The sequence below is a fragment of the Streptomyces sp. SID10853 genome (assembly GCF_010548145.1).
Classification (GTDB): Bacteria; Actinomycetota; Actinomycetes; order Streptomycetales; family Streptomycetaceae; genus Streptomyces.
Window position 1 is genome coordinate 1 of the sequence record NZ_JAAGLN010000400.1, and the last position, 3,493, is coordinate 3,493.

Here is a 3,493-nt window from a genome sequence, read left to right on the forward strand (position 1 = left end):
GGGGGGGGGGGGGTGGGGGGCGGGGGGGGGGGGTGGGGGGGGGTGGGGGCGGGGGGGCTCTTGGGGTCTTGGTGACTCGATGGCTTGGTGACGTAGTGACCCTGTGGCGTGGCGTGCGAGGGCAGCACGCGGCACGCCGGGGCGCGGGCGGGACGCGGCGCGGAGTGCGGGTCAGGTGGGGCGGCTGTGAGCGCTGGGGCGATAGGTACGGATGGTGAGGGCGGGGCGGCGGGCGGCGGGCCGCGCGGGGTCCTGCCGGCGGTCAGCCGCCCAGTGCGGCGGTGATCTCCGCCGCCCCGGCGCGTACCAGACCCACCAGGGTGTCGGTCGCCCGGTCCACCCGGTGGGACGGGCCGATGGCGGTGAGGGAGGCGGCGACTCCGTCGCCCTGGAAGACGGGGGCGGAGACGGCGGTCACGGCTTCGTCGTACTCGCCGTGGCTGACGCAGTGGCCGTCCGCCCTGACCCGTTCGTAACAGGCGAGCAGGGCGGAGAGGTCGGTGATGGTGCGGTCGTTGAAGCGGGTCAGCCCGGTCGGCCCGAACATCTGCCGGACCTCGCGTTCGGGGTGGTACGCGAAGATCGTGTGCCCGGAGGCTCCGGCGTGGCCGGGAATGACCGCGCCGATGATCGCGGTGTAGCGGACGGGCCCGGTGCCGTCGACCGCGGCCTCGCAGCGGTAGCTGCCGCCGTGCGGGACGTTGAGCACGATGCTTTCACCGGTCTCGCGGAGCAGCCGGGCAAGGACCGGACGGGCCAGCGAGGAGAGCACACCGCTGTGTTCGCTGACCCGGGCGAGCCGGGAGAGTGCGGGGCCCGGGCGGTAGCGGCGGGTGGTGCCGTCGCAGATCAGGAAAGTGCGCGCCGTCAGGGTCGTCACCAGCCGCTGGACGACCGCCTTGTCCCAGCCGTGGTGGCGGGCCAGTTCGCTCACACCCCACTCGGGGCGCTGTTCGGTGAACGTCAGCAGGACGAGGAGCGCGCGGTCCACCGTCTGCAGGACGCCGGCCGGCTGCGGCCCGGCGTCGGGCGGGGTGGTCGTGGGGTCGGCGCCGCGTTCCGTCATGGGAGCGACCTCCTTAGCCTGCGTGGTCCGTCATCCGTCTTCCGTTGCGGAAAACGCAACGCCGTTGCGTTTTCTGGCGAAAGGATGCGGGTGCGCCCAGCACCTGTCAAGGGTCTGCCGGGAACGCGAGCCGGACGCCCGGATCGCCGTGGTGCCGGCCCGCGCCCTTGCGGGCCGCCACCACGGAAGGGGCCACCACGGAAAGGGCCACCCCAGGAAGCGGCGCCACAGAGAGCAGCGCCCCGGGAAAGGGATCGCCCCCCGCCCCCCGTCAGGCCCGCTGGAAGGCGAGCACGGCGTTGTGCCCACCGAATCCGAACGAGTGGCTGACCGCGCGCGACACCCGCACCCGGCGGGGCTGCTTGGTGACACAGTCGATGTCGAACTCCGGTGCGGGGGCGGTCAGATTGGCGACCGGGGGTACGAGTCCGTGCTGGAGGGTGAGGACGGTCAGCCCCGCCTCGATGGCGCCGGCCGCACCCATGCAGTGACCGAGCACACCCTTGGGCGCGGTCACCGGGGGCCGGTGCGGATAGGCGCGGGCGATCAGCCCGGCCTCGGTGGCGTCGTTGAGCAGGGTCGATGTGCCGTGGGCGTTGACGTGGCCGACGTCAGCCGCGCACCAGCCCGCGTCCCGCAGCGCGGCGTCCACGGCCGCCCCGGCGACCGACCCGTCGGGCCGTGGACTCGTCGGGTGGTACGCGTCGGTGGTGGCACCGGTCCCGGCCAGCAGGGCACGCGGGGCGACGTTCCGGGCCAGGGCGTCGGCCTCGCGCTCCAGGACCATGACGGCGGCGCCCTCCCCCATCACCAGACCCCGCCGGTCGGCGGCGAACGGGCGGCTGATGTCCGGGGGTTCCTCCCCGGCCCGCAGCGCGGCGGCCCCCGACCGTGCGAACCCGGTCAGGGCGAGCCGGTCGACGATCGACTCGGTGGCACCCGCGACGGCGATGTCGCACTGCCCGGTGACCAGCAGATCGCGGGCCACCGAGAGCGCGGTGGCACCGGACGAGCAGGCCGTGCAGGGCGCCAGGCTCGGCCCGGTGGTCCGCAGCCTGATGGCGACCTCGGCGGCCGCCATGTTGGGGACGGTGAGCAGGGTGCCCAGCGGCGAAGTCGCCTCGGGGCCACGGCGTTCCAGGGCGACCGACTGCTCGTACAGCCCGGTCGAGCCCGCGCTGCTGGTGCCGATGACGATCGCGACCCGGGTGCCGTCCCAGCCGGCCGGGGAGAGGCCGGCGTCGGCGACGGCCTCCTCGGCGGCGAGCACCGCGAGCCTGACGTAGCGCCCCATGCGGTAGACGGCCCGGCCGCCGACGGCGTCCGCCAGGTCGATTCCGGTGACCTGGCAGGCGAAGTCGATGGCGCAGCCGTCCAGTTCGGGAACGGTACGGGCGGTGGAGCGGCCCGTGCACACCCCCCGCCAGGTGGCTTCCGTGTCGTTGCCCACCGGGGTGACCATGCCCAGGCCGGTGACGGCGACAGGAGGGAGCGTCATCGGGCGCCGGCCGCAGTGGCCTGGGTGGCCGCGGTGTCCACGGTGGCCGCGGTGGCCTCGGTCAGGAACTGGCTGATCCGGCCGAGCGTGGCCCCCTTGTAGGCGGAGTCGGCGTCGGCCTCGACACCCAGGGTCTCCTTGACGATGACGCCCAGCTCCGCGACGGCGAGTGAGTCCATCTCCAGGTCGTCCATGGTGGCCTCGGGACGGAGTTCGACGGCGGGGACCTTGAAGGTGTTGGTCAGGACGTCGACAAGGGTCGGGTGCAGCTCGGACATGACATTCCCCTTCATACAAAGCGGACGGACATTCAAAGCGGACGGAATACAAAGCGGCTGGAATACGGATGAATCGCATCTCATGGACGTCGGTCCAACGGCTGAACGATCTTCCGGTTACGCGGTGAGGGAAGGTTTTTTCACCCCTCGGGAACCGGCGCCGTACGCCGTGCCGGGACAGGGCCGCGCCGCCGGTCCCGGCGGCTGGTACGGGACAGCACATGGACCGTGCCCCAGTACCCGAACAGCACCGCACGCAGCAGGAGCCGGTTCACCACCGCGCCTCCCCGGCCGTACGGTGCCAGGGGCCCTCGGGGTCGTCGTACGCCGAGGGACACTCCGCGGCCGCGCGGGCTGTGAGCGGCACGTCCGCCAGCCACTCCCCGGGCAGGTCGAACGCTTCGGTCAGCAGCCGCGCCTGCCCCGCGACCCGGGCGGCCAGCCGGTCCACCTCGGCCGGGAGCGCGGCGATGTGCCGGCCTTCCATGAAACCCCCGTTCAGCAGATCGCCGCTCCGGGGCGCGATGCGTTCCAGGGCGAACAGCCGGCCCAGGGTGTGCAGCAGCTCCCCGGCCGCGGAGTCGGGCGGCTGGGCGTCCGCCGCCACCGCGACAGCCTCGGCGGCCCGGAGCTGGGCGTGCGCGGTGGCGG

5 protein-coding genes are annotated in these 3,493 nt (G+C 73.7%); all 5 read right to left on the reverse strand.

The window, feature by feature from the left end; genetic code table 11:
- Window positions 1-262 precede the first annotated feature (262 nt).
- Entirely contained in the window at window positions 263-1,066 is an 804-nt protein-coding gene (locus G3I19_RS35370) for an IclR family transcriptional regulator (RefSeq protein ID WP_164267782.1), read from the reverse strand.
- 271 nt (window positions 1,067-1,337) lie between these two features.
- Complete coding sequence (locus G3I19_RS35375; protein WP_164267783.1) at window positions 1,338-2,564, reverse strand: beta-ketoacyl-[acyl-carrier-protein] synthase family protein; 1,227 nt, start codon at window positions 2,562-2,564, stop codon at window positions 1,338-1,340.
- Complete coding sequence (locus tag G3I19_RS35380) at window positions 2,561-2,842, reverse strand: acyl carrier protein (RefSeq protein ID WP_164267784.1); 282 nt, start codon at window positions 2,840-2,842, stop codon at window positions 2,561-2,563. Before G3I19_RS35380 ends, G3I19_RS35375 begins: the two co-directional genes overlap by 4 nt.
- A 140-nt stretch (window positions 2,843-2,982) precedes the next feature.
- Window positions 2,983-3,120 (reverse strand): hypothetical protein, encoded by a 138-nt coding sequence (locus G3I19_RS35385; RefSeq protein ID WP_164267785.1) that lies wholly within the window; start codon window positions 3,118-3,120, stop codon window positions 2,983-2,985.
- The coding region (locus G3I19_RS35390) for an acyl-CoA dehydrogenase (protein WP_275402803.1) at window positions 3,114-3,493 on the reverse strand (380 nt) is incomplete at its 5' end. The genes G3I19_RS35385 and G3I19_RS35390, both read right to left, overlap by 7 nt.